This is a genomic window from Tabrizicola sp. (assembly GCF_030694085.1).
GTDB lineage: Bacteria > Pseudomonadota > Alphaproteobacteria > Rhodobacterales > Rhodobacteraceae > Tabrizicola.
In genome coordinates, this window is the sequence record NZ_JAUXZE010000056.1 from 149,287 (window position 1) to 173,461 (window position 24,175).

Annotated in this window: 23 protein-coding genes; 15 read left to right on the top strand and 8 right to left on the bottom strand. The window is 63.5% G+C overall.

Annotation, left to right across the window (positions count from 1 at the left end):
* The first annotated feature begins 217 nt into the window (after positions 1 to 217).
* Complete coding sequence (locus Q8M85_RS14325) at positions 218 to 823, top strand: lytic transglycosylase domain-containing protein (RefSeq protein ID WP_305545794.1); 606 nt, start codon at positions 218 to 220, stop codon at positions 821 to 823.
* Positions 824 to 864: 41 nt separating this feature from the next.
* On the opposite strand, the gene Q8M85_RS14330 is transcribed toward Q8M85_RS14325, so the two are convergent.
* From Q8M85_RS14330 to miaA, 6 genes are all read right to left on the bottom strand, one after another.
* Entirely contained in the window at positions 865 to 2,964 is a 2,100-nt protein-coding gene (locus Q8M85_RS14330; protein WP_305545796.1) for an ABC transporter ATP-binding protein, read from the bottom strand.
* Positions 2,965 to 2,968: 4 nt separating this feature from the next.
* The gene (locus Q8M85_RS14335; RefSeq protein ID WP_305545799.1) at positions 2,969 to 4,378 is read right to left on the bottom strand and encodes an ABC transporter permease; all 1,410 of its coding nucleotides are present in this window, start codon (positions 4,376 to 4,378) and stop codon (positions 2,969 to 2,971) included.
* A gap of 13 nt (positions 4,379 to 4,391) precedes the next feature.
* Positions 4,392 to 5,480, bottom strand: a complete 1,089-nt coding sequence (locus tag Q8M85_RS14340) for an ABC transporter permease (RefSeq protein WP_305545801.1) — start codon at positions 5,478 to 5,480, stop codon at positions 4,392 to 4,394.
* A gap of 84 nt (positions 5,481 to 5,564) precedes the next feature.
* Positions 5,565 to 7,199 (bottom strand): ABC transporter substrate-binding protein, encoded by a 1,635-nt coding sequence (locus Q8M85_RS14345; RefSeq protein WP_305545803.1) that lies wholly within the window; start codon positions 7,197 to 7,199, stop codon positions 5,565 to 5,567.
* Between the two features lie 217 nt (positions 7,200 to 7,416).
* A complete protein-coding gene (locus tag Q8M85_RS14350) occupies positions 7,417 to 8,217 on the bottom strand; it encodes an AraC family transcriptional regulator (RefSeq protein WP_305545805.1) in 801 nt (266 codons plus the stop codon).
* Between the two features lie 175 nt (positions 8,218 to 8,392).
* Positions 8,393 to 9,259 (bottom strand): tRNA (adenosine(37)-N6)-dimethylallyltransferase MiaA, encoded by an 867-nt coding sequence (gene miaA / locus Q8M85_RS14355; protein ID WP_305545807.1) that lies wholly within the window; start codon positions 9,257 to 9,259, stop codon positions 8,393 to 8,395.
* 80 nt (positions 9,260 to 9,339) lie between these two features.
* On the opposite strand from miaA, the gene pyrH reads away from it, so the two are divergent.
* The 12 genes from pyrH to lpxB all read left to right on the top strand — a co-directional run bounded on the left by pyrH (position 9,340) and on the right by lpxB (position 21,346).
* Positions 9,340 to 10,062, top strand: coding sequence for a UMP kinase (gene pyrH / locus Q8M85_RS14360; RefSeq protein ID WP_305545809.1), 723 nt, complete (start codon positions 9,340 to 9,342; stop codon positions 10,060 to 10,062).
* A gap of 136 nt (positions 10,063 to 10,198) precedes the next feature.
* Positions 10,199 to 10,765: a ribosome recycling factor gene (gene frr / locus Q8M85_RS14365; protein ID WP_305545811.1), complete on the top strand. Its 567-nt coding sequence runs from the start codon at positions 10,199 to 10,201 to the stop codon at positions 10,763 to 10,765.
* Between the two features lie 52 nt (positions 10,766 to 10,817).
* Positions 10,818 to 11,522, top strand: a complete 705-nt coding sequence (uppS, locus tag Q8M85_RS14370; RefSeq protein ID WP_305546048.1) for a polyprenyl diphosphate synthase — start codon at positions 10,818 to 10,820, stop codon at positions 11,520 to 11,522.
* Positions 11,522 to 12,334 carry a phosphatidate cytidylyltransferase gene (locus Q8M85_RS14375; protein WP_305545813.1) on the top strand — a complete coding sequence of 271 codons (813 nt, stop codon included), beginning with the start codon at positions 11,522 to 11,524 and terminating at the stop codon, positions 12,332 to 12,334. The genes uppS and Q8M85_RS14375 overlap by 1 nt, the downstream gene beginning before the upstream one ends.
* A gap of 4 nt (positions 12,335 to 12,338) precedes the next feature.
* The gene (gene dxr, locus Q8M85_RS14380; RefSeq protein ID WP_305545815.1) at positions 12,339 to 13,535 is read left to right on the top strand and encodes a 1-deoxy-D-xylulose-5-phosphate reductoisomerase; all 1,197 of its coding nucleotides are present in this window, start codon (positions 12,339 to 12,341) and stop codon (positions 13,533 to 13,535) included.
* A complete protein-coding gene (gene rseP / locus Q8M85_RS14385; protein WP_305545817.1) occupies positions 13,535 to 14,863 on the top strand; it encodes an RIP metalloprotease RseP in 1,329 nt (442 codons plus the stop codon). The genes dxr and rseP overlap by 1 nt, the downstream gene beginning before the upstream one ends.
* 168 nt (positions 14,864 to 15,031) lie before the next feature.
* A complete protein-coding gene (gene bamA / locus Q8M85_RS14390; protein ID WP_305545819.1) occupies positions 15,032 to 17,359 on the top strand; it encodes an outer membrane protein assembly factor BamA in 2,328 nt (775 codons plus the stop codon).
* A 23-nt stretch (positions 17,360 to 17,382) separates the two neighbouring features.
* A complete protein-coding gene (locus Q8M85_RS14395) occupies positions 17,383 to 17,979 on the top strand; it encodes an OmpH family outer membrane protein (RefSeq protein ID WP_305545821.1) in 597 nt (198 codons plus the stop codon).
* Positions 17,980 to 18,062: 83 nt separating this feature from the next.
* On the top strand, positions 18,063 to 18,524 hold the full coding sequence (fabZ, locus tag Q8M85_RS14400; RefSeq protein ID WP_305545823.1) for a 3-hydroxyacyl-ACP dehydratase FabZ: 462 nt from the start codon (positions 18,063 to 18,065) through the stop codon (positions 18,522 to 18,524).
* Entirely contained in the window at positions 18,521 to 19,327 is an 807-nt protein-coding gene (gene lpxA, locus Q8M85_RS14405; RefSeq protein WP_305545825.1) for an acyl-ACP--UDP-N-acetylglucosamine O-acyltransferase, read from the top strand. The genes fabZ and lpxA overlap by 4 nt, the downstream gene beginning before the upstream one ends.
* A complete protein-coding gene (locus tag Q8M85_RS14410; RefSeq protein ID WP_305545827.1) occupies positions 19,324 to 20,136 on the top strand; it encodes an LpxI family protein in 813 nt (270 codons plus the stop codon). The genes lpxA and Q8M85_RS14410 overlap by 4 nt, the downstream gene beginning before the upstream one ends.
* A 91-nt stretch (positions 20,137 to 20,227) precedes the next feature.
* Positions 20,228 to 21,346, top strand: coding sequence for a lipid-A-disaccharide synthase (gene lpxB / locus Q8M85_RS14415; RefSeq protein WP_305546050.1), 1,119 nt, complete (start codon positions 20,228 to 20,230; stop codon positions 21,344 to 21,346).
* Here lpxB and Q8M85_RS14420 read toward each other — a convergent pair.
* Both Q8M85_RS14420 and mnmA read right to left on the bottom strand, forming a co-directional pair.
* On the bottom strand, positions 21,306 to 21,800 hold the full coding sequence (locus Q8M85_RS14420; RefSeq protein ID WP_305545829.1) for a DUF2059 domain-containing protein: 495 nt from the start codon (positions 21,798 to 21,800) through the stop codon (positions 21,306 to 21,308). The genes lpxB and Q8M85_RS14420 overlap by 41 nt on opposite strands.
* Positions 21,797 to 22,942 (bottom strand): tRNA 2-thiouridine(34) synthase MnmA, encoded by a 1,146-nt coding sequence (gene mnmA / locus Q8M85_RS14425; RefSeq protein WP_305545831.1) that lies wholly within the window; start codon positions 22,940 to 22,942, stop codon positions 21,797 to 21,799. The genes Q8M85_RS14420 and mnmA overlap by 4 nt, the downstream gene beginning before the upstream one ends.
* 124 nt (positions 22,943 to 23,066) lie before the next feature.
* Here mnmA and Q8M85_RS14430 point away from each other — a divergent pair, with 124 nt between their 5' ends.
* Together Q8M85_RS14430 and ctrA are read left to right on the top strand one after the other, a co-directional pair.
* A complete protein-coding gene (locus Q8M85_RS14430; RefSeq protein ID WP_305545833.1) occupies positions 23,067 to 23,345 on the top strand; it encodes a DUF1153 domain-containing protein in 279 nt (92 codons plus the stop codon).
* Between the two features lie 95 nt (positions 23,346 to 23,440).
* Positions 23,441 to 24,148 (top strand): response regulator transcription factor CtrA, encoded by a 708-nt coding sequence (gene ctrA / locus Q8M85_RS14435; RefSeq protein ID WP_305545835.1) that lies wholly within the window; start codon positions 23,441 to 23,443, stop codon positions 24,146 to 24,148.
* Positions 24,149 to 24,175 lie beyond the last annotated feature (27 nt).

The following is a 24,175-nucleotide window of genomic DNA, read 5'->3' on the forward strand; positions in this document are numbered from 1 at the left end:
TTCTCCCTTGCAGATGTCCCGGGCAGGTTCGCCGCGGATGGTTAACAAACCTATACCGTCCTTCCGGGCGGCTGCAACCAGAGCGTCGGCAGGGTCTGGCAGCAAGGACTGGCGGCAAGGTCTGGATTGCCGCCGAACTGCGGTCTGGAAAATCCGGGCGGAGAGGCTATAGTCACCGCCGATGCATCATAGGTGCGTGGGACAGGTGAAGGTCGGCATGAGGATCGCAAGACGGCTGGCGGTGTCGGCCCTGATTGTCTGCGGCGCGTTGCCGGCGGGCGCCGAAGGGCTGAACCTCAGCGGCTCGACAAAGTCTCGCTCGGCGCTCTTCGAGTCTCAGGCCGACCTGATCGACCGGAAGCTGAAGAAGCAGTACTCGGGCTCGGTCAAGCACACACCGAAATACAAGAAGGGCGAAGAGACGGCGGCGGCTGAAGGCATCCCGGCCTATCGCGGCAGCTACAAGGGCGCCTATCTTGAGGTCGCCAAGGCGGCGGCGCGCAAGCATGGCGTGCCCGAGGACCTGTTCCTGCGGCTTGTGCAGCAAGAAAGCGGCTGGAATGTCGTGGCGGTGTCGTCCAAGGGTGCGACCGGACTGGCCCAACTGATGCCCGGAACGGCCGAGATCCTTGGCGTGGACATCTCGGACCCGGAGGCAAACCTGGAAGGCGGCGCGCGCTACCTGCGGATGATGTTCGACAAGTTCGGCACCTGGGAACTGGCCCTGGCGGCCTATAATGCCGGACCCGGAGCGGTCGAGGCCTACAACGGTATCCCGCCCTATGCCGAAACCGAGAATTACGTGAAAGCCATCCTCGGCTGACGGAAGGTGGGCGGATCGCCCACCCTACGCCTGCGCATCCCTTATTCGGCGGCGACCTTGATCACCGGCTCCATCTGGGCCAGCACATCACGGCTGAGGTGGCACTTGACCTGATGCCCACCCTCCAGCACCTGCACCGGCGGAACCTCGGTTTCGCAAAGGTTGCCCGGCACCTGGGACTTCCAGCGGCACCGGGTCTGGAACGGGCAACCCGGCGGCGGATTCATCGCGCTGGGGATATCGCCTTCCAGCACGATCCGTTTGCGGATGATCTTGGTGTCGGCAATGGGCACGGCCGATAGCAGCGCTTCGGTGTAGGGGTGGTAGGGGGGCGCAAAGACCTGATCGGTCGTCCCCATTTCCACGACGTGCCCGAGGTACATGACCATGACCCGATCCGACAGGTAGCGGACGATGGAAAGGTCGTGGCTGATGAACAGGAGCGTCGTCCTGTTCTCGCGCTGGATGTCCATCAGAAGATCGGTCACCGCCGCCTGGACACTGACGTCAAGCGCCGAGACAGGTTCGTCCGCCACCACCACCTTCGCGCCCCCGGCAAAGGCCCGTGCAATGCCGACGCGCTGCTTCTGGCCGCCCGAAAGTTGACGCGGCATCCGCTCGGCGAAGGCGCGGGGCAGTTTCACCAGGTCCAGAAGCTCCAGCATCCGGTCATGCCGTTCTGCGTCGGACTTACCATACTTGAAGATCTCGAGCGCGCGGATGATCTGGCGACCCACAGTCATCGACGGGTTCAGGGTATCGAAGGGGTTCTGGAAGACCATCTGCACCTGAGACACGGTGTCGGTGTTGCGCTTCTGGATCGGGGTGGATTGGACGTTTTCGTCAAAGAGCATGATCGAGCCCGAGGTCGCTGTCTCGAGCCCCATCAGAACCTTGGCGAAGGTCGACTTGCCGCAACCGGATTCACCAACGATGGCCAGTGTTTCGCCTTCACGGGCCTCGAAGCTGAGCGTCTCGTTCGCCTTGACGACTTTCTTGGCACCACCGCCGAAGGCCCCGCCCGAAACAGAGTAGTACTTCCGCAAGTCCTCCATCTTCAGGACGACCTTGCCGATCTCGGCCTTCTGCTTCACTTCACGCTTGGCGGGGGGCGCGGTCCAGTCGATCTCGCTCCAGCGCAAGCAGCGGGTCTCATGCCGGTCGCTGTCCGGGACCGGGTACATCGGCACGTCAGAGGCGTCGCACCGGCCTTTCTGGAAATAGTCGCAGCGCGGGCCGAAGTTGCAGCCGGGTGGGCGTTCGTGGGGCAGGGGGAAGTTGCCGGGGATCGAGATCAGGGGCCTTGCGTTCTTGTCGGCGCCGGGCAACGGGATCGAGCGGAAGAGCGCCTGGGTATAGGGGTGCCGCATCTCGTCAAAGACCTCGACGACGTTCCCGGTCTCCACCGCCTCGCCGGAATACATGACGCAGATCCGGTCGCAGACATCCATCACCAGGCCAAGGTTGTGGCTGATGAACAGCATCGAGGTCCCGTATTTCTGCCCAAGTTCCTTGACCAGGTCGACAATCCCCGCTTCCACCGTCACGTCCAGCGCCGTGGTGGGTTCGTCCAGGATAAGGAGCGCAGGCTTGGCCATCAGCGCCATCGCAATGACGATGCGCTGCTGCTGGCCGCCGGACAGCTGGTGCGGGTAGGCATTGATGATTCGGTCAGGGTCTGGCAGCCGCACATCCGCGACGATTTCGCGCGCAAGTTTCCAGGCGGCGTCCTTCGACATGCCGGAATGAAGCATCGGCACTTCGGCAAGCTGCGCGCCGACCTTCATCGCCGGGTTCAGCGAGGCCATCGGCTCTTGGTAGATCATCGCGATTTCCGATCCGCGGATATGGCGCAGCTCTTCGTCGCTCATCCTTGCCAGGTCGCGGCCCTTGAACTTGATCGACCCCGAGACAATCCGGCCGTTCTTGCCCAGCTCGCGCATCACGCCCAGCGCGACCGTGGATTTGCCACAGCCGGACTCTCCGACCAGCCCCATCGCCTCGCCGGCCATCACGGTGCAGGAAAAGTCCATCACCGCCGGGATCTCCCGCAGGCGGGTGAAGAACGAGATCGAGAGATGTTCGATTTCCAGGATCGGCTGCGACGGATCCCAGGCGATGTCGGGGGCGACGGCTGTCATGGCATCAATCCTTCAGGCTTTCTTCGCGCAGGCCGTCGGCAAGGAGATTCAGGCCGAGGACCAGGCTCATGAGGGCAAGGGCTGGCGCAAGCGCCGGATGCGGGAAGAGGTTCAGAAGCTTCCGCCCGTCGTCGATGGTCGAGCCCCAGTCGGGGCTGTCGGGCGACACGCCAAGGCCGAAGAAGCCAAGCGTCCCGAGCAGGATCGTGGTGTAGCCGATGCGCAGGCAGAAGTCCACGATCAGCGGGCCGCGGGCATTGGGCAGGATCTCCCACAGCATGATGTACCAGGGGCCCTCGCCGCGGGTCTGGCCCGCCGCCACGTAGTCGCGCGCCTTGATGTCCATGACCAGGCCGCGGACGATACGGAAGACGCCGGGCGAGTTCACGAACACGACCGAGACGAAGACGTTCAGCATGTTCGGCTCCATCGACCAGACGCCGAGGGGGTCCATGTTGAAAGCAAGGCCGGAATAGGCCCAGAGGCCGAGGACGAGCGTGATCCCGACGTAGAGGTTCCGTTGCGGCGGGTTGGTGTAGTAACGGCTGTTCCACAGGACGGTCAGAAAGATGATCGGGAACAGGAAGAGAAGCCCAGCCAGGACGATCGGGATGCCGGTGTCGCGGATCTCGGGGGTGACGAGCAGATAGAAGAGCAGGATCACCGGGAAGGCCAGAACCAGGTTCGCCAGGAACGAGATGAAGGTATCCAGCTTGCCGCCAAAATAGCCTGCCGGCAGGCCAAGGGTAATGCCGACCATGAAGGCGAACAGGGTTGCGGCGGGGGCGATCTTCAGGACCTCGCGCGCGCCCATCACCATGCGGCTGAAGACGTCGCGAGCCAGGTGGTCCCCGCCTAGAAGATACCAGCCATAGGCGCTTTCGGGCGCAGCGATACCTGGGACCTTGTTCTTCAGGCCGGAAAGCTGTGCGAAGGGGTCCTGAGTAATGATCATATCGGCGAAGATCGCGGTAAAAACCCAGAACATGACGATGGCAAAGCCGATCATCCCCACGGTCGAATCGAAAAGCTTGCCGTAAAGCCCAAGCCTGCGGCGGAAGCGAAGCGACAGCACGAAGGTTGCAGCCAAGGCCAGCCACACGGGCCAGAACCGCACTGCCATTGATCCCAGGATTCCGGCCTCGACCTGCGAGGGCATCACCGCGCCTGCCGCAAGGGTCAGTAGGACCGCGCCCAGGGCGGCAAGAAAACTGTAGCGGATGGCCAAGCTTGCAAACAGCCCGGGCGTGCGTGCTGCGATGGTGCCGTCAGGCCCCGGCAGGCGGGGCACATCGAGGCCCGCAAGGACGAAAAGCAGCTTGGCAACCAATGCCAGCATCAGCACCAGCACCGCGATTTGCATGACGGGCAGAAGCACCGTGCCCGCCGATCCCGTCCAGGTCAGTTGGTCCATGACGCGCCCTCCCTCAGGCCAGCCGGATGCGGGGGTTCAGGAAGACATAGCCGATGTCCGAAATCAGCTGGGTCAGCAGGACGACGACCACGGCCACGACCGAACAGGCCAGGAGAAGCGGGATGTCGTTGTTCGAGGCCGCCTGAACCAGCGTCCAGCCAAAGCCCTTGTAGTTGAAAAGGCTCTCCACGATCACCACACCGTTCAAAAGCCAGGGGAACTGCAGCATGATCACGGTAAAGGGTGCAATCAGTGCGTTCCGCAGCGCATGGCGCATGACCACGGTGCGGAAAGGCACGCCTTTCAGCCGAGCGGTGCGGATGTATTGCTGGGTCATCACCTCGGTCATCGAGGCGCGGGTCATCCGGGCAATGTAGCCGATACCGTAAAGCGCGATTGTCATCACCGGCAGGGTGAAGTTCCAGAAGGTGATGTCGTCCATCGCCGAAGTGGCCGATGCAAGGAATAGGGTCTTCTTCGGCTCGATCAGCCCGTATTCGGCCAGGATCGGCGAGATGCCGGTGGCCGCCGTGGCAAACAGCGCCACAAGGACGACGCCCGAAACATATTCCGGCGTGGCGGTCGAGGCGATGGAGAAGGTCGAAAGCGTCCGGTCCGTCGCCGAACCTTCGCGCATCCCCGACAGCACGCCCAAGATCAGCGAGGTCGGGACCATGACCAGCATCACCGCAAGCATCAGCCAGCCGGTCGCGGCAAGCTTGTCGCCCAGCGAAGCCATCACGGGCGTCTTGAAGAACGTCGAAAAGCCCCAGTTGCCTTGCAGCAGCCCGCAGTAATCGGGCGCAGCAGCAGCGTCCTGACCTATTGCGAAGCAGCGACCGCGCATCTGGCCCTTCTCATCGGTGTAGGTCCAGCCAGGGACCACGCCAAGCCATTGACCGTAGCGCAGGAAGACCGAACCGGAGTGGCCGTTCTGGGCGATCCAGTCTTGGACTGCCTCTTCGGTCATGCGCACGGACCCTTCGGTCCGGGCCAGCTTTTCCAGGTTGGGCTGCAGGTTTGTCAGGTAGAAGACCACAAAGGTCAGGGCGATGGCGGTCAACAGCATGACCCCAAGACGCCGCAGCACGAACAATCCCATGCCGGTCCCCTCGATTTCGGTAAATGCCCCCGGTAAGGGGCGCGACGGGCGCGCCCCTTGTTAGTTCTTAGCCGGTCTCGGCGATCAGGCCATCGACCACTTGTAGTGGTGGTGCTCGAACGCGGGATGATGCTCGAGGCCGGCGTAGCCGTCCTTGTGGTGGCTGAACAACGACCGCGAGAACGGGTTGATGATATAGCCTTCATCCTGAAGGATCGTGCACATCTGCACCATCAGCTCACGCCGCTGGTCGGCATCGGCCAGCGACAGGGCCTTGGCCATCAGCGCATCGAACTCGGGGTTGGCCATCGCGGTTTCGTTCCACGAGCCGGTCGAGGTGTAGGCGAGGCTCATGTTCTGAACGGCGAGCGGACGGTGGTTCCAGGTCGTGGACGAGAACGGATACTTCTGCCAGTCGTTCCAGAACGTCGAGCCCGGCATGACCGTGTGCTTGATGTTCATGCCCGCGTCCTTCAGCTGGGCCTGAACCGCAGCCGTGGTCGCCGCTTCCCAGCCGTCGTCCAGCGAGATCACTTCGAACTGGGCGTCCTTCAGGCCAGCGGCTTCCAGCGCCGGCATCAGACCCGCCGGGTTGATGGTCTGCGCGGGCAGCGTCGGGTATTCCGGGTGGATCGGGAACGCGTGGTGGTTCTCGCCGGTCTTGCCCAGGTTGTTGTAGCCCAGTTCCAGCACGACATTCGGGTCGACCGCCAACTGAACCGCCGAGCGCACGGCCTTGTCCTTGTAGAGGTCCGAGGACGAGTTCATCCGCACCACGATGGTCGAGGCGGTAGTAAGCTCTTCCTTCACCAATTCCATGCCATCAAGGATGTCGATGAATTCACCGACTGATTCATAGTTTGCGTCCACCTCGTCCGAGGAGAAGAGCGCAACCATTGCGGCCGGGTCGGTTCCGAAGTCGACATAGGTGATCTCGTCCAGTGGTGCCGTGCCACCCCACCAGGTGTGGTTCGGCGCGCGGACCAGAACCGCCTTCTGGCCAACCGAGACTTCCTGCGGGATGTATGGGCCGGTGCCGATCGGGTTCGACGCCGGGTCCTGGCCGTCCTGGAAGGATGAGTGCACGACGGCGGCCGGATAGTCCGAGAGGTTCGCCACGATCGCGATGTCCGACGCGGTCAGGTTCAGTTGCACGGTCGAGTCGTCAAGCTTGACGACGGCGCCTTCGCGCATCGTCTTTGTCGCTTCGTCCACCAGGCCGGTGAAGCGCGATGCCATCGCGTTGCCCTCGACGTTGCCGTCGGTCCAGCGGGCAAAGTTGCGCACCACGTCGTCAGCGGTGAAGGGCTCGCCGTTGTTCCAGGTCACGCCCTGGCGGACCTTCAGCGTGTATTGTGTCGCGTCGGCGTTGGCTTCCCAGCTTTCCAGCAACCGGCCTTCGAACGAGCCGTCATTGTTGTACTGGATCAGATATTCCAGCCATCCCCGGTAGATGTTGGCGATCTGCGGCCAGTCGGCCAGCCGCGGGTCCTTGGTGCCCTTCACTTCCATCGCGACGCGGATCTTGCCGCCGACCTTGGCCTCCTGGGCCTGGGCCGGAGCGGGCAGACCGATCAGGCCATAGGCCGCTGCGGCCGAAACCCCAAGCGCGGTCGTGCGGGTCAGGAATTCGCGACGGCTGAGTTTGCCTTCAGCGTATTCAGCAACGTACATCTTCGCGGCCGAGTGGACCTCGGCCTCGTGGATCATGTCTTTCATTCTGGTCTCCCTGGTCAGATTCTTTTTCATTGGTTGTGGTGACGCGAGACCTCTTGCTGACTGAGCGGTGATACCGGTCCAGACAGCACGCTCTACCCGCGCACCCCCATATCCATTGCGCATTTTTTTCAATCAGGCGTCAACGACTGGTTTCGACTGATGGCATCCAAAAGCGACATCTTCAGGTCGATTTTTTTACCCGCAGGACAAATATTCGTCAGCCGGCGCGGCGGAAGGCTGACGGCGATTTCCCGGTCAGATGCTGGAAGGCGCGGGTGAAGTAGGCCGGGGAATTGAAGCCCAGTTGTTCTGCGATCTTGCCGACCGGGACCTTCGTCTCGGCCAGAAGCTTGCGGGCTTCGAAAATCCGGCGGTCCTGCAGCAGCGCCGACGCCGACCGACCGCAGGCGGCATTGCAGCAGCGCGTCAGATGCGTGGGGGTAACTCCCAGTGCGGCGGCAAAGTCAGCCACGTTCATTCCGGTGCGAAAGTTCCGTTCCAAAAGCGCGGTGTAGCGGGCCACAAGCCGTCGAGTCGCATCCTGGCGCGGGCTTTCCAGGGGGTCGGCCTTCCGCGCCTGCCTTTCCAGCCAGACACCCAGCAGCCCAACATAGGCCTCGGTCGCGCGTTCATGGGCGGGCGTGTCGCTTTCCAGTTCGCGCAGGATCGAATCAAGCAGGACGTTGACCTCTTGCTGGGCATGGACCTCGCGGATGCGCAGATGCAGCGGGGATTTCGGCAGCACGACCTTCGGATCGCGCCCAAAAAAGACTGCCGTGCCGAAAACCTGCGGCCCGGCCTCGAAGCCATGCATGACGCCGGCGGGGATGAAGACCGCATTATGTGCTGTGTATCCGCGGGTCACCCCCGAGATCGTGATCCGTCCCTGGCCCTTTGTGAACCACAGCAGGCAAGGCTCGGACAGGGAACGCATGGCTTCGACACGCCATCGACCGCCAGCGGCAAGACGCGGGATCGCAACAAGACGAAGCTGCGAGGCAGGGGCGGACTTCAACATGACGGAGCGGATCCTGTGGCAGAGGCGCTGGCCTGTCCAGTAAAGCAGGGGCAAGGGGGCAACCCAAGCAAAATTCGCCGGTGCCGGACCGAGTTGTCCACCGATGTTCCATTATCTTGTGTAAAAGCCTGTGGATAAGCGGAAAGCCGCCACAACTACGGCGTGCAAGCCTTTGTCAGGGAAGCAAAACCTGCTGCCACGGCTTCATGTTCGATCTGAACCAGGTCCGCTGCCGCTTGGCATATTGCCGACTGCCCAGCGTCGCCGCAGCGGTAGCGTCGAACAGGGTCATCTCCCCCCGGAGATGCGCGATCAGTTCCGGCCCGCCAATGGCCTTCGATGAGGGTCGCCTTGGATCCCAGCCGATCAGGTTTCCCCGTGCTTCATCCACTGCCCCTTCGGTCAGCATCTGGGTGAAGCGGCGATCGATCCGGGCGTTCAGCCAGTCTACATCGGGCACCAGAACCAGCGCCTCGGCCTGCGACACTGGCAGGATAGGCGATGGCGTGTCGTCTTGCCACGAGGCAAGACCGCGTCCCGTCGCGCGCCAGACTTCCCAGGCGCGCTGAATACGAACTGGGTTCATCTGGTCGATCCGGGCGATGGTGGCGGGATCGAGTTCTGTCAGAAGGGCAGCGTGGCCTTCAACGGCCAGGCGGGCGTCCGCTTCGCTGCGGACCGCGGGCGGGATCTCGGGCACCTGGGCCAGGCCCCGGGTCAAAGCGTTGAAATACAAGCCGGTTCCACCGACGATCACGACAGGACGGTCAAGAAGCGGACCCACATCGCGCAACCAGTGCCCGACAGAGTAGGCCGTATCGCGCGCAACGTGGCCATACAAGGCATGGGGCAGGGCCACCTCGTCTTCACGGGAAGGTCGGGCGGTCAGAATACGCCAGTTCTCATAAACCTGCAGCGCGTCCGCATTGACGATCAGGCGGCCATCCCGTGCGGCAAGCTCCATCGCAAGAGCCGATTTGCCGCTGGCCGTGGGGCCTGCCAGCAGCACCGGTGCGTCACGCGATATGGTGTCGATCCGCATCCGAACTCCGGTTGAACCTCCCGCGGTTTTGCGACATTTTGCGGCCCAGTCCAAACAAGAAAACGATATGCAGGGGTCCCATGTCCGAGCCGGCCACCAAATACAGCCGAGTGATGCTGAAGATTTCGGGCGAGGCGCTGATGGGCGACCAGGGCTATGGCCTGCATCCGCCAACAGTCGCGCGGATCGCGCAAGAGGTGAAGTCGGTCCGCGACCTGGGGGTCGAGATCTGCATGGTGATCGGCGGCGGCAACATCTTCCGCGGCCTGCAAGGCAGCGCCCAGGGGATGGAGCGGACGACGGCTGATTACATGGGGATGCTGGCCACGGTGATGAACGCGCTGGCGATGCAGTCGGCGCTGGAGGCGATTGGCGTCTTCACCCGCGTCATCAGCGCGATCCCGATGGACCAGGTCTGCGAGCCCTACATCCGCCGCCGCGCCGTGCGGCACCTGGAAAAGAAGCGGGTCTGCATCTTTGCGGCCGGAACAGGCAACCCTTATTTCACCACTGACACGGCTGCGACCCTGCGGGCGTCCGAAATGGCCTGTCAGGCGATCTTCAAGGGCACCAAGGTCGATGGGGTCTATGACAAGGACCCAAAGAAGCATGCGGACGCCAGGCGCTACGACAACGTGACCTATGACGAGGTGCTGGAAAAGCATCTTGGCGTTATGGATGCCACCGCGATTGCGCTGGCCCGCGACAACAACCTGCCGATCATCGTCTTCAGCCTGGATGAACCGGGCGGTTTCCGGGGGATCCTTGCGGGTGAGGGGACCTATACTCGGGTCCAGGACTAACCCGAGTTGCCCGTTCCCCCGCGACAGACGCTCTCCGGCAGGTCAGGAGCTTGGGCCTATACCGGGCGCGCGACGCTCTGCTATAGAGCGCGAAATCGCGGGGTGAGGCCCGCACTCGAAGTGAAGGACCTGTCGCATGGCACATGAAGATCTCGAGATCGACACCGATGCAATCCAGCGCCGGATGGATGGCGCAATGGCGGCGCTGAAGACGGAATTCTCGTCGCTGCGAACCGGCCGCGCCTCGGCCGCGCTGGTCGAGCCGATCCAGGTTGAAGCCTATGGCCAGATGACGCCGATCAACCAGCTTGGCACGGTGAACGTCCCCGAGCCGCGGATGGTGGTGATCAACATTTGGGACAAGGGAATGATCTCGAAGGTGGAAAAGGCGATCCGTGAAAGCGGCATCGGGATCAATCCGATCGCCGACGGGCCGCTGATCCGCCTGCCGATCCCCGAGTTGAACGAAGAGCGTCGCCGCGAATTGACCAAAGTTGCTGCGCAATATGCCGAGAGCGCCAAGGTTGCGATTCGCAACGTGCGGCGTGATGGAATGGACCAGATCAAGAAGGCGAAGGCGCAAGGCATGGGCGAGGACGACCAGAAGTTCTGGTCCGACGCGGTGCAGGAGCTGACCGACGCGGCGATTGCCGCCGTCGACCGGGCGCTGGAGGCCAAGCAGGCAGAGATCATGCAGGTCTGACCTGCTGGCGGAGGGGCGGCGATTGTCGAAGGACTTGCAGGTGGGTGTCGCGATGCGACCCGTGAACCACCTGGCGATCATCATGGACGGCAACGGGCGATGGGCAACCAACCGGGGCTGGGCGCGGCTGGTGGGTCACCGCAAGGGCGCCGAACGGGTCCGCGAAATCGTCAAGGCCGCCCCCGACCTGGGGATCAGCTGGCTGACGCTTTACGCCTTCTCGACCGAGAACTGGAAGCGGTCCACGGAAGAAGTTCTGGGCCTGATGGCGATCTTTGCCCGCTACATCGAGCGCGAGGCGGACCGGCTGGCCAAGGCCGGGGTGCGGATGCGCTTTATCGGGGATCGCAGCCGCCTGGACCCCAAGTTGCAGCGGATGATGGCCGGGATCGAGGCGCGGACCGCGGGCCTTGACCGCTTGAACCTGACGGTTGCGATCAACTACGGCGGCCGGGACGAGATCCTGCGGGCCGTGCGCAAGATCGCCGAAGCGGCGGCGCAAGGCATCCTGGACCCCCGCCATGTGACCGAGGCGGCCTTTGCCGAGCGGCTGGATACCGGCGGTTTGCCCGACCCCGACCTTGTGATCCGCACCAGCGGCGAGACGCGGACCTCGAATTTCCTGCCCTGGCAAGCGGCCTACTCCGAATACGAATTCACCGAGACGCTCTGGCCCGACTTCGGTCCTGACGAGTTGGCGTCCATCGTTCAGCGATTCTCCAACCGCGAGCGTCGCTTTGGCGGGGTGCTGCGGTGATGGACCCGGTGCCCGCCCCGTCGGGCAAGTGGTCCGACCTGCGCACGCGGATCCTGTCGGCCATCGTGATGGTCGCAGTAGGGGCGGTCGAGATCTGGCTGGGCGGATCGGCCTTCGCGGCGCTGGTCGTGGCGCTGACCGGGGTGATGATCTGGGAGCTGGCAACGATGACGGCACCGCATCGACAGCGGTCCCCGGTCATGCTTGCGGTGGCGGCATCGGTGGCACTGGTGGCGGCGCTGGTGCTTAGGACGGATGTCGCGGCTCTGTTTCTTGCAGGGCCGTCGGTGGCGCTGCTCATGACGCCCCGGCGCGACAGGCGGTTGGCTGCGGCCTACGCCTTGGCAATCATGCTTGCGGGATACGGCCTGATCGACCTGCGCGAGACCGGCGGAACAACGGTTATACTCTGGCTGGTGGCGGTGGTCGTGGCCTCGGATGTCCTGGGCTATTTTGCGGGCCGGATGTTGGGTGGCCCGAAGTTCTGGGAAAGGGTCAGTCCCAAAAAGACCTGGTCGGGCACCGTCGCGGGCTGGATCGGCGCGGCGCTGGTCGGCCTGGTGATGGTGATGGTGATGGGCGCGGGCGCAAGCTGGCTGCTGGTGCCGCTGTCGGCACTGGTGGCCTTTGCCGGGCAGTTGGGCGACATCGCGGAGAGCTGGGTCAAGCGGCGGGCGGGAGTGAAGGATGCCTCGAACCTGATCCCTGGGCATGGCGGAGTGCTGGACCGCTTCGACGCTCTGATCGGCGCGGTGGTTGCAGTGCTGGCGCTGGGGCTTCTGGCCCCGGTGCACGGGCTCTTCGGGGGCTAAGAGGGTGCGCAGTCTGTCGATCTTCGGGGCGACCGGGTCTATCGGTGAGCAGACCGTGGACCTTCTGCTGCGTGCCGGCGGCGCCAAGACACACCGCATCGTCGCCCTGACCGGGGGCCGGAACATCGCCAGGCTGGCTGACATGGCGCGTGACCTTCGGGCAGAGATTGCGGTCTGCGCCGATCCGTCGGGCCTGGCGGACCTGCGGGAACGACTGGCGGGCTCGGGTGTCGAGGCGGCGGCGGGCACTTCGGCCATCATCGAGGCGGCCGAGCGTCCCGCCGATTGGGTGATGAGTGCGATCGTCGGCGCAGCGGGCCTGGAGCCGGGCTTCAGGGCCCTGCGGCACGGGGCAACATTGGCGTTGGCGAATAAGGAAAGTCTGGTTACGGCGGGCCCTCTGCTGTTGGCCGAAGCTGAACGGCACAAGGCGCGAATCCTTCCCGTCGACAGCGAACATTCGGCGATATTTCAGGCGCTGGTGGGCGAGGATATCGCTGCGGTCGAGCGGATCATCCTGACGGCAAGTGGTGGCGCACTGCGCGACTGGCCGCTGGAGGCGCTTGCGCGGGCCACGGTCAAAGAGGCGCTGGCGCATCCGAACTGGGCGATGGGGCAGCGGATCACCATCGATTCGGCCAGCATGTTCAACAAGGCGCTGGAAGTGATTGAAACGCGTGAGTTCTTCGGGGTCGATCCTGACCAGATCGAGGTGATCATCCATCCCGAATCCCTGATCCATTCGATGGTCGGATACCGCGACGGGGCGATCATGGCGCATATGGGTGCGCCGGACATGCGCCATTCCATCGGCTATGCGCTGAACTGGCCGGATCGCTCATATCTGCCAGTTGCGCGTTTGGATCTGGCTCAAGTCGGGCAGATGACCTTCCGGGCACCGGACCTCGCACGGTATCCGGCGCTGCGGCTTGCACGCTCTGTCATGGCGCGGCGCGGGCTGGCGGGTGCAGCCTTCAACGCGGCGAAGGAGGTGGCGCTGGACCATTTCCTGGCCGGCGGCATCGGCTTCATGCAGATGGCGGGCCTTGTCGAAGAGACTCTTGCCACGCTGGATGGCGAACTTGGCCACGAAAATGACGCCATGACCCTTGAGGATGTGCAGGCCGTGGACCATCTGGCACGGATACGGGCAAACGAACGGGCGGACGCAATCGCCCGCCGGCAGGCAGGAGAGCGGTGATGGAAGCGATTGTGGCAGCGCTAGGCGGCACTGCGTGGACGGTGGTGTTCTTCGTGATCGCGCTTTCGGTGATCGTCTTCGTCCATGAATACGGCCACTACATCGTAGGTCGATGGTCGGGCATCCACTCCGAGGTCTTTTCGGTGGGCTTCGGTCCTGTTCTGTTCAGCCGCACCGACAAGCGCGGCACCCGCTGGCAGTTCGCGGCGATCCCGTTCGGCGGCTACGTGAAGTTCCTTGGCGATGCCGACGCAAGCTCGGTCCGGCAAGGCGATGTGTCGGGGATGACCGGAGAAGAGCGTCGGCACACGATGGCCGGGGCACCCTTGTGGGCGCGCTCTGCGACCGTGGCTGCCGGCCCGGTCTTCAACTTCATCCTGACGTTCTTTCTGCTGGTCGGGCTGGCTCTGGCCCTTGGTGCCCCACGGGAAGAGCCTGCGGTCGGTAGCCTGCGCGCCTTTCCTTTCGAGGGCCCGACGCTGCAGCCCGGCGACGTGATTCTTTCGGTTGAGGGGCAGGCAACAGCGGATTGGGAAGCTTTCCGCACTGTTACCGAGGGGCTTAAGGGTCAGGGCATCCTGGCCTATACGGTGCGTCGCGGTGACCAGGAGCTGACGGTCAATGGACCGCATCCATTGGCCGCCGTTGTGGGCGAAGTTCAGATCCGCTCGGCCGCGATGGACGCTGGTATCCAGGAGGGAGACATCATCCTGAAGGCAGGCGGTCAGGATGTGCGGTTCTTCGACCAGCTGCCCGAAATCGTGGGTGCCAGCAAGGGCCAGCCCGTCACACTGACTGTCTGGCGCGCCGGCGAAAGCTTCGAAGTCTCGCTTGCCCCACGGATCCGCACAGTCGACGACGGCAACGGCGGCTTCACCGAACGCTATCTTCTGGGGCTCTACTCCGGCATGTTCTTCGAACCTGCCGTGCGCAGCATTGGCCCCTGGGAGGCGGCAACGGGTGCGGCCAGCAGCATGTGGCTGATGACGACCACCACCTTCTCGGGCCTGTCGCACATGATCCAGGGCGCAATTTCCAGCTGCAACCTGTCTGGCGCGATCGGCATGGCCGAAACTGCGGGCGATGCGGCACGGAACGGCCTTGAAAGCTTTATCGGTATGCTGGCGATCCTGTCCTTCGGGGTTGGGCTGCTGAACCTGTTCCCGATTCCGGTGCTGGACGGCGGCCACCTGGTCTTCCACGCCTACGAGGCAGTGACCGGGAAGTCGCCATCGGACCGCGCGTTGCGGATTCTTACGACCGTTGGCCTCAGCCTGGTGCTGACCATCATGCTTTTCGGTCTTAGTCGCGATCTGCTTTGCGTCTGACGGGTCTGGGCGGGCTGTCTGGGAAGGGTAAACCTTACCCAGCGTCTGATTGCCTGAAGCCACAACATCTTGCAAAGTTATCCACAGTGACCGCAGGCTTTTGACAAAGCTTGGCTTTGTCGGTAGCTATCCGGAAACAGAAAATTGCGGCGAGGATGCAAAATGCGGATGACCCAAAGCACGGCCACAGGGCGGTCGTTCAGGGCCACGTCTAGGGCGCGTCTGCTTGCAACGGCGGTTTTCCTCGGTGCGGCAACGGCTTCGGCACCCTTCCTCAGCCCGGCCTTTGCGCAGGTCTTTTCGTTTTCGAACGTGGCCATCGAAGGCAACGAGCGTGTCGATGCGGCGACCATCCTGAACTACGCCGGAATCAGCCGTGGTGAAGAGGTGTCGGCCGGGGGGCTGAACGACGCCTATCAGCGCATCCTGAACTCGGGCCTGTTCGAGACCGTGGAAATGGTGCCGCAGGGCTCGACCCTGGTGATCCGGGTCGTGGAATACCCGATTGTCAACGTCATCAGCATCGAGGGCAACAAGCGGCTCAAGGATGAGCGTCTTGCCGAACTGATCCAGTCGCAGCCGCGCAGGATCTATTCGCCAAGCCAGGCCGAGTCCGATGCCGCAGCCATCGCCGAGGCCTACCGCGTCTCGGGCCGACTGGCCGCGTCTGTCACCCCGAAGATCATTCGCCGCAGCAACAACCGCGTCGACCTGGTGTTCGAGATCGCTGAAGGCCGGGTCGTCGAGAACGAACGCATCTCGTTCACCGGCAACAAGGCCTTCACCGACCGCCGCTTGCGTCAGGTGCTTGAGACGAAGCAGGCGGGTTTCCTGCGCAACCTGATCCAGCGCGATACCTATGTCGCCGAGCGTCTGGAACTGGACAAGAAGGTCCTGACCGACTTCTACCTGTCGCGCGGCTTCATCGACTTTCAGGTGCTGGACGCCAGCGCCGAGCTCAGCCGCGAACGTGACGCCACCTTTGTGACCTTCACTGTGCGCGAAGGCGTGGCCTATGACATCGGAAAGGTGACCACGGTCTCGGAAGTCGAGGGCCTGGATGCGGCCGAATTCCAGGCGGTGCAGAAGATCCGGGCGGGCCAGACCTACAGCCCGCTTCTGATCGACAACAACATCACGCGGATGGAGACGCTTGCCCTGAAGAAGGGCCTGAACTTCGTCCGGGTCGAGCCGCGCATCACCCGCAATCCCGCCGGTCAGGTTGTGGATGTCGAATTCGCCATCGTCCGCGGCGAGCGGATCTTCGTCGAACGCATCGACATCGAGGGCAACACGACGACGCTGGACCAGGTGATCCGGCGTCAGTTCCGCACCGTGGAAGGCGACCCCTTCAACCCGCGCGAAATCCGTCAGGCCGCGGAACGCATCCGGGCGCTTGGCTTCTTTGCCGATGCGCAAGTCAACGCCGACCAGGGATCGGCCCCCGACCAGGTTGTGGTCAACGTCGATGTCGAGGAACAGCCGACCGGGTCACTGAGCTTCGGCCTGAGCTATTCGGTGGCCTCGGGCACCGGGATCAACGTGGGCTTCACCGAGACGAACTTCCTTGGTCGCGGCCAGCGGCTTTCCTTGTCGGTCTCGACTGTGGCCGACAACCAGAATTCCAGCTTCAGTTTCACCGAGCCCGCGCTTCTGGGCCGTGACCTCAGCTTCACCATAGGTGGGTTCTACCGGACGTCCGAGTCGGACTTCTCTCTGTACGACACCCGCAATATCGGATTCAGCACCGGAATCGGCTTCCCGCTTGGTGAACAGTCGACCCTCGACCTGCGGATCGGCGTGTCCGAGGACCGGCTGAACAACTACACCGGTACTTCGGCAATCATCACCGAAGAAGCAGCGCGCGGCGCGCTCAGCACCGTTTCGTTGGGCTACACCTATCAGTATGACAACCGCATTACCGGCCTTAACCCCAAGGGCGGCGTGCTGCTCCGGTTCGGTCAGGACTTCGCGGGCCTTGGCGGCGATACCGAATACATCAAGACCACGGCACTTGCCCTGGCCGAGACCCGCGTGATGAATGAGGAAGTGACCTTGCGCGCAGTTTTCGAAGGAGGCGCGATCAGCTCGCTGGGGGACAACACGACCCGTGTGACCGACCGCTTCTTCGGCAATGGCAAGATCCGGGGCTTTGAACCGAACGGAATCGGGCCGCGTGACGGCGCCGGCCTGGAAGAAGCGCTTGGCGGCAACTTTTTCGCCGTCGCGCGGTTCGAGGCCGATTTCCCCCTGGGCCTTCCCGAAGAATACGGCATCACCGGCGGTGCCTTCTTCGACGTCGGCTCGGTCTGGAGTCTGGACAACGACGGTGGCGGTGCTGTGGATGACAGCTTCACCCCGCGTGCAGCGATTGGTGTGTCGGTCTTCTGGAACACTCCCATCGGTCCCTTGCGCTTCAACTTCAGCCGCGCGGTGAAGAAGGAAGACTTTGACAAGGAGCAGGCCTTCGATCTGACGGTTTCGACTCGGTTCTGACGATGACGGGATGGCGCAAAGCGATGCGCCCAGGACCTTGGCGTCTTGCGGTCGCGGGGCTAGTGCTCTTGGCCGCAACCAGCCAGGCGCAAGAGGGACCGGCTCCGCTCCTGACGCTGGATCAGGACCGGTTCTTTGTCGAATCCGATTTCGGTCGCGCCGCAGTCGAAAGAGAGCGGGGCGAAACAGCCGCGCTCGAGCAGGAAAACAAGCGGATCGAAGCGGAACTCGTCGCCGAAGAACAGGCGTTGACAGACCAGCGCGGCTCGCTTTCGCCGGAAGAGTTCACCGAAAGGGCCACGGCATTCGATGAAAAAGTCGAACGCATCCGGGCAGAACAGGATGCCAAGGCGCAGGCCCTGGTCGCCAGGCGCGACGCAGAGCGCAAGGAATTTCTGCAATTGGCCGGTCCCATCCTGGGCGAGCTCTTGGGGGAACGGAAGGCGACTGCAATCCTCGAAAAGGGGTTGGTGATCGTTGCGCTTTCGGCCATCGACATCACCGACGAAGCCATCGCCAAGCTGAATGCAACTCTGGCCAAGCCGCCAACCGACTTGCCGGTCGAACGTCCGGCAGGCCCGCCGATTGACGCGCCGACCGACCCGCCTGCCGGGCCCTGACACCCGGCAACTTGTCTGCGGCGGTCCGACTTGGTAGTCAGGCCCAAGGGCCTTGGGCCAGAGGGACGTGAAGGAACGACGACATGGATGCAAGCGCAGTGACCACCGCCGATCTGGACCTGATCCAGCGCATCATCCCGCACCGCTATCCTTTCCTTCTGATCGACAAGGTTCGCGACATCGTGGTGGGCGAGTCCTGCGTCGGCATCAAGTGCATCACCTTGAACGAGCCGCAGTTTCAAGGGCACTTCCCCGGCATGCCGATCTTCCCCGGCGTGATGATCATCGAAGCGATGGCGCAGACCAGCGGAGTGCTGGTCGGCCTGTCGATGGACCTGGTGGACAAGCAGGCCAAGGTATTCTTCATGGGCGTCGACGGGGTCAAGTTCCGCCGCAAGGTGGTGCCGGGCGACGTGATGGAGCTGCACGTCAAGGCACTGCGGGGGGGTGGTCGGGTCTGGAAGTTCGAGGGCCGCGCCTTCGTTGAGGGTGAACTGGCCTGCGAGGCCACGTTCATGGCGATGTTCGACGTGCCGAAGGCATGAGCATCCATCCCACAGCGCGCATTCACAGCTCTGCCGTAGTCGAGCCCGGAGCGGTTGTCGGTGCGGGCTGCCAGATTGGTCCGTTCTGTCATGTTGGGCCTGAAGCGGTGCTTGGCGCGAACGTGGTGCTGAAATCCCATGCCGTCGTCACCGGCTGGACCGAGATCGGTGACGACAGCGTGATCTTCCCCTTTGCCACAGTGGGCGAGGTGCCGCAGGACCTGAAGTATCACGGAGAACGGACGCAGCTGGTGGTCGGCCGACGGTGCCGTATCCGTGAAGCTGCGACTCTGAATACCGGCACCGAAGGGGGCGGCGGGGTGACACGGGTGGGTGACGACTGTCTGATCATGACGGGCGCCCATGTCGGACACGATGCGCAGATCGGCAACCGGGTGATCCTGGTCAATCACGTCGCCATCGCCGGTCACTGCGTGCTTGGTGATGACGTGATTGTCGGCGGGCTTTCCGGCGTCCATCAGTGGGTGCGTATCGGACAGGGTGCGATCATCGGCGCTGTCACGATGGTGGCGAACGATGTGATCCCGTATGGTCTGGTGCAGGCGCCGCGCGGCGAGCTGGACGGGCTGAACCTGGTGGGCCTCAAGCGCCGGGGCGTCGACCGGGCCGAAATCACCGCACTGCGCGCAGCCTATCAGACGTTGGCACAGGAGGACGGTAGTTTTCTCGACCGCGCGCGCAAGCTGGCCGAGGAAAGCGATAGCCCCCTTGTCCGCGAGATTGCCGATTTCATCCTTTCGAAGTCCGACCGTAGCTTCCTGACCCCGCAGGGTGGGCGGTGACGTCCATGCGCACTGCCATCATCGCCGGGCACGGTTGCTTGCCGGTCGCGCTGGCGGCGGCGATGCCGGACGCGCCGCTGGTCGCAGCTCTGGACGGGTTCACGCCAGACGGTCTGACGGTGGACCTGCGCTTTCGGGTCGAGCGGTTGGTCCCCTTCCTGCGCGCGCTGGAACGCGACGGCGTCGGCCAGGTGATCTTCGCCGGTGCCGTGACGCGGCCAAAACTGGACCCGGCGCTTCTGGACGAAGCCACGGCGGGCCTCCTTCCGCGCCTGATGCAGGCAATGGCGGCCGGTGACGATGCCACGCTGCGGGTGGTGATCGAGCTGTTCGAAGAGTTCGGCTTTTCCGTTGTCGGGGTTGAGGAACTGGCTCCGGCACTACTGCCCACGGCAGGGGTTCTGGCCGGGACCATCACCCCCCGGGATGAGGCCGATGTCGCACGGGCGGCCAAGATCGTCATGGCGCTGGGGGCCGTCGACGTGGGGCAGGGGGCCGTGGTGGTCCAGGGGCTTTGTCTGGGGGTCGAGGCGCTTCCGGGCACCGATGCGCTTCTGACCCAAGTCGCGGGGATCGGTGGTTTGCGCCCCGACCCGGCGCGAGGGCGGGGGGTCTTCTACAAGGCAGCCAAGCCCGGCCAGGACCGCCGGATCGATCTGCCGACCATAGGCCCACAGACCCTGCGGGGGGTCGCGGCGGCGGGGCTTGGTGGCCTTGCGTTCCAGGCCGGCTCGGTGATCTGCCTCGACCTGGCGGAAATGAAGCGACTGGCCGGGGAACTCGACCTGTATCTGTGGGCGCGGGGATGACCCGTCACGCCACATCGCTTGTTTCGCGGCGCTCTTCGCGGGGCGCGCTGGCGCAGCGAAGAGGGGACGCAGTCCACCGATGAGCGGTCCTCTGAAGCTCTTCCTCATCGCGGGCGAACCTTCGGGCGACCGGCTGGGGGCGGCGTTGATGGCAGGGCTCAAGACCTTGGCCGATGTTACCTTCGCAGGAATCGCCGGCCCGCTGATGCAGGCCGAGGGGATGGAGAGTCTCTTCCCGATGGAAGATCTGTCTGTGATGGGCATCGCCGAAGTTCTGCCGAAGTATTTTCACCTGAAGCGCCGCATCCGCGAGGCGGCGGAGGCGACGCTCGCCTCTGGCGCTGACGCCCTGGTGACCATCGACTCGCCGGATTTCGGATTGCGGGTGGCCACGCTGGTCAAGGCGGCGCGGCCTGATTTCCGCACCATCCACTACGTCGCGCCTTCGGTCTGGGCCTGGCGACCGGGTCGGGCGGCGAAGATGGCAAAGGTGGTGGACCATGTGCTTGCGCTGCTTCCGTTCGAGCCGCCCTACATGACCGCCGTCGGCATGACCTGTGATTTCGTTGGTCATCCGGTCGTGGCCGAGCCCCTGGCAAGCGCGGCAGAAAGGGCGGTCTTCGCCGGAGACGGGCCGCTTCTGCTGGCGCTGCCCGGATCGCGCAGGTCCGAAGTCACCCGCCTTGCGCCCGTCTTCGGCGAGGTTGTCGCTCGGCTGAAATCCAGGCACCCCGACCTGCGCGTCGCACTTCCCACGGTGCACGGCGTAGCCGAGCTGGTCCGGGACCTGACGGCAGGCTGGGTGGCCCGGCCGCAGATCATCGAGGAGCCATCCGCCAAGCGCGGGGCGTTTGCGGCCGCCGACATGGCCCTTGCGGCCTCCGGCACGGTATCGCTCGAACTGGCGGCGAACTCGTGCCCAATGGTCATCGCCTATGACATGCACCCGTTAAGCCTGTGGCTCATGCGCCGGGCCGCGCTAATCGACACGGTGACTCTGGTCAACCTGGTCAGCGAAACCCGTGTGGTGCCTGAGTTCATCGGGCCGGACTGCCGTGCCGAGAAGATCGCCCCCGCCGTGGATGCCGTACTTGCCGATCCCACTGCGCAACGGGCAGCAATGGCAGTGACAATGGCACGGCTGGGGCAGGGTGGCGAGCCACCCGGTCTCAGGGCTGCGCGGTCGGTGCTGGCGGCGCTTCACCGTTGATGATGCCCAGGACCTGCGGCATCAGGGATTCCATGTTATCGTTGATCAGCGCGATGATCCCCGGCTGCTGTGCCGCCGTGAGCTGCGGAAGCTTTGCCATCACCGATTTGCCCTCGGGCGTCGCGTAGAAATCGCGGAGTGCCGTGATCTCGGCCAGGGTCATCATGTCTGCCATGATCCCGGCCTGGTCACGCATCAAGGTAGTTAAGGGGTCCGTGAAGGTATCAAGGTAAAGCAGCCGGATCTGCGCAACCTGGTCGTCAGTCAGACTTTGGCCGCCAGCGGCGACCTGTTGCAGGATCGGCTGGTACATCGTCTCGATCATCGCGGTCATGTTGAAGCCGTCCAGCGCCAGGTCGATATATTCAGCGGCGGCAGCCACCCTTTCGTCGCGGTTTTCGGCAAGGGCGGGCAAGGGCAGGGTCAGTAGCACCGCTAGAACGATGGGTTTCACGACGCGGGTCCTTTCCAGATCCAGCCGCCGCCAAAAATGCGGCTGCCTTCGGGGGCGTAGAAGACGCAGGCTTGACCCGCGCTGACCCCGTCTTCGGGCGACAGCAGCTCCACCTCGGCGGTGGTGGGTCCGGTCGGGCGGAGGATCGCCTCGCGCGGAGGGCGGGTCGAGCGGACCTTGACCTTCAAGTGCCACTCGGGCTGCGAATCGAAGGCGGAATCGCCCAGCCAGTTGATCTCGCGCACCGGGATGATCCGGGTCGACAGCGCAGCCTTAGGCCCGACGATGACGCGGCGCGCCGCCGGATCCAGCTTCACGACGTAAAGTGGCTCGCCCAGGCCCCCGATCCCCAAGCCCTTGCGTTGGCCGATTGTGTAATGGATCACACCTCGGTGCTGACCCAGCACATTGCCGTCCAGGTCCACGATTTCTCCCGGATCGGCGGCCCCTGGGCGCAGCTTTTCGATCACCGCGGCATAGTCGCCGTTCGGGACAAAGCAGATGTCCTGACTGTCCGGCTTGTCGGCAACCGGCAGTCCATACTTCGCCGCCAGCGCCCGGGTTTCGGCCTTTGAGGCCAGATGACCCAGGGGGAAACGCAAGTAGGACAGCTGTTCGGATGTGGTCGAGAACAGGAAATACGACTGGTCACGTGCGGGATCGGCAGCCTGATGCAGTTCCGGCCCGTGCTTCCCGTCTTTGCGCTGGATGTAGTGGCCCGTCGCCATGCAATCGGCTTCAAGGTCCTTGGCTGTCGCCAGAAGGTCCTTGAACTTCACCCGCTCGTTGCAGCGGATGCAGGGGACCGGGGTCGCGCCCGCCAGATAGGCATCGGCGAATTCCTCGATCACCGCCTCGCGGAAGGTGTTCTCGTAGTCCAGCACGTAATGCGGAAAGCCCATCGTCTCGGCCACGCGGCGGGCGTCGTGGATGTCGCGGCCCGCGCAGCAGGCCCCCTTCTTGGCAAGCGCCGCCCCGTGGTCGTAAAGCTGCAGCGTGACGCCGACGACGTCATAGCCTTCCTCGGCCAGCATCGCGGCCACGACCGAACTGTCGACTCCGCCCGACATGGCGACGACGACCCGCGTTTCGGACGGGGGCTTGGGAAACCCAAGCGAGTTGAGGGCCAGGTCGCGCGGCATGATCATTGTCCGGGTTCAGGGAATGATGGGGAATATATGAAAATGCTGTGCACTCTCAATCCCCAGTTTCAGGATTGATTAAGTCTGATCCCGCATCTTGCGTCAAACCAACGAGGGAACGGCCATGTTTCTCAAGCGTGTCGACGGGCCAAGGCAGGTCACTCTGCCAGACGGCAGCATCCTTACGCGGGCTGACCTGCCGCCTGCGGAAACCCGGCGCTGGGTCGCCAGCCGCAAGGCCGTGGTGGTCCGCGCCGTGGTCTATGGACTGATATCCGAGAAGGAGGCGATGGAACGCTATGCCTTGTCCGAAGAAGAATTCAGCCTCTGGCGCACGGCCGTGGCGAAGCATGGTGATGACGGCCTGAAAGTCACAGCGATCCAGAAATACCGACAACTTTAAATGGATTATCGCTCTCCCTCTGGCATAGTAACTTTACGTTAACCATTGACGGGCAAAGTCGTTAACGATGAACCACCGGAGCGGAGATTTAACGAATGCGGATTCTGCTTGTTGAGGATGACCCCACCACCTCGCGCAGCATCGAATTGATGCTGACCCACGCCAACCTGAACGTCTATTGCACCGACATGGGCGAAGACGGGATCGATCTGGCAAAACTTTACGATTACGATCTGATCCTGCTGGACCTGAACCTGCCTGACATGAGCGGGCATGAAGTCCTCCGCCAGGTGCGCCAGGCGCGGGTGGAAACGCCGATTCTGATCCTGTCGGGCGCGGATGATACGGAAAACAAGCTGAAAGGCTTCGGTTTCGGTGCCGACGACTACCTGACCAAGCCGTTCCATCGCGAAGAACTGGTGGCCCGCATCCACGCTATCATCCGCCGCTCCAAGGGCCACAGCCAATCGGTCATCAAGACCGGGCGCGTGGCCGTCAATCTGGATGCAAAGACCGTGGATGTCGACGGCAAGGCCGTGCATCTGACCGGCAAGGAATATCAGATGCTGGAACTGCTGTCTCTGCGCAAGGGAACGACGCTGACCAAGGAGATGTTCCTGAACCATCTTTATGGCGGCATGGATGAGCCGGAATTGAAAATTATCGACGTCTTCATCTGCAAGCTTCGCAAGAAACTGGCCGAGGCGACGGGCGGCGACAATTACATCGAAACCGTCTGGGGCCGCGGCTATGTCTTGCGCGATCCGGTTGGTGGTCAGGCCCGGCTCGCCGCCACCGCCTGATCTTTACCTTGGCGGGCCCGCCGCCTA